1 protein-coding gene is annotated in these 1263 nt (G+C 80.0%); it reads right to left on the bottom strand.

What is annotated here, in order from left to right; all coding sequences use genetic code 11:
- Positions 1–1230, bottom strand: a 1230-nt coding sequence (locus B0E53_RS36595; protein ID WP_107079930.1) for a DNA polymerase Y family protein, incomplete at its 3' end; no start/stop codon positions are given.
- Positions 1231–1263: the final 33 nt, after the last annotated feature.

Genomic DNA, 1263 nt, shown 5'->3' with positions numbered 1-1263 from the left:
GGGGCGGGCGGGCAGGCGCTCGTCGCCCCACGGGACCAGGCGCACCTGGTCGGCCGGGGAGCGCCCGCCGCCGAGCACGGCGGTGACCACCGCCTCGGGGCCGAGGATGCCCTGCACCCGGCTCAACGCGCGGTGCGCCCGCTCCCGCTCCTCGCCGGTCTCCCCCCACAGGCCGGGTTGCAGGCCGGCCTGCGCGAGCACCCCGTCCGGCACCAGCCGCAGCCGGATGATCCCGGCGGTGGGGCGGGCCGGGCGGGCGCCGCCCCGGCCGTTGCTGCCGGAGAGCCAGCCGTCGAGCTGCCAGCGGACCCGGTCGGCGATGGCCGCGGCGGTGAGCAGGCCGTCGTGCCGCCAGACCCGGTGCAGTTCCTGGCCGTGCGCGGTGACCGCCTCGATGCCGAGCCGGGTGCAGGCCAGCCCGTGCGCGGCGAGCCGCTCGTGCAGTTGCTCGGCCAGCGTCCGGGCGGCGAACGCCGCGGCGTCGACCCGGTCGATCGGTTCGTCGTTGTCGGCGGTGACGGTCAGGTCGGCGGGCGGCTGCCGGACCGCGAGCGGCCGGTGGTCCCGGCCGGCGGCGAGCCGGTGGGCCAGCGCCCCGTCGAAGCCGAACCGGGCCAGCACGTCCCCGGCGGGCAGCGCGGCGAAGTCGCCGAGGGTGCGTACCCCCAGCCGGCGCAGCAGGTCGGTCAGGGTGGGCCGGCCGAGCGCCTCGACGGGCAGGCCGGCCAGGAACTCCGGGGTCCCGCCGGGGGGCACGATCCGCCCGTCCCGGGCGGCCAGCCCGGCCGCGAAGACCCCGTCGGCGATGCCGACCTGGCTCTCCACCGCGCAGGTCTGCGCGACGTGCTCGACGATCCGCTCGGCCGCCGCCTCCTCGCCGCCGAGGTAGCGGCTGGGGCCCCGGGCGGCCAGCGCGCAGGCCCCGGGGCGGATCACCTCGACCCCGGCGACCACCTCCTCGACGGCGGCCACCACCGGCTCGAACGCCCGGGCGTCCCGGGCGGGGTCGTGGTCGACGACGGTGAGCTGCGGGCACCGCCCCTGCGCCTCCCGCCGGCGCAGCCCCCGGCGGACGCCCTCGGCGCGGGCCCGCTCGGAGCAGGCGACCACCCGGTTGGCGTGCAGCACCGCGACCGGCCCGGTGGCCGGCACCCCGTCGACGATCTCGGCGGCGAGGACCGGCCAGTCCGGGCACCAGAGCAGCAGGGTCCGCGCCGGCGCACCGCTCATGCCGGCCCGACCACGGTGAGCGGCCGGACGGCG

It is taken from the genome of Micromonospora sp. MH33 (assembly GCF_003013775.1).
Lineage (GTDB): Bacteria > Actinomycetota > Actinomycetes > Mycobacteriales > Micromonosporaceae > Micromonospora > Micromonospora fulviviridis.
The sequence above is the reverse complement of the archived record's forward strand: the minus strand, read 5'-3'. Positions and strand labels throughout refer to the sequence as shown.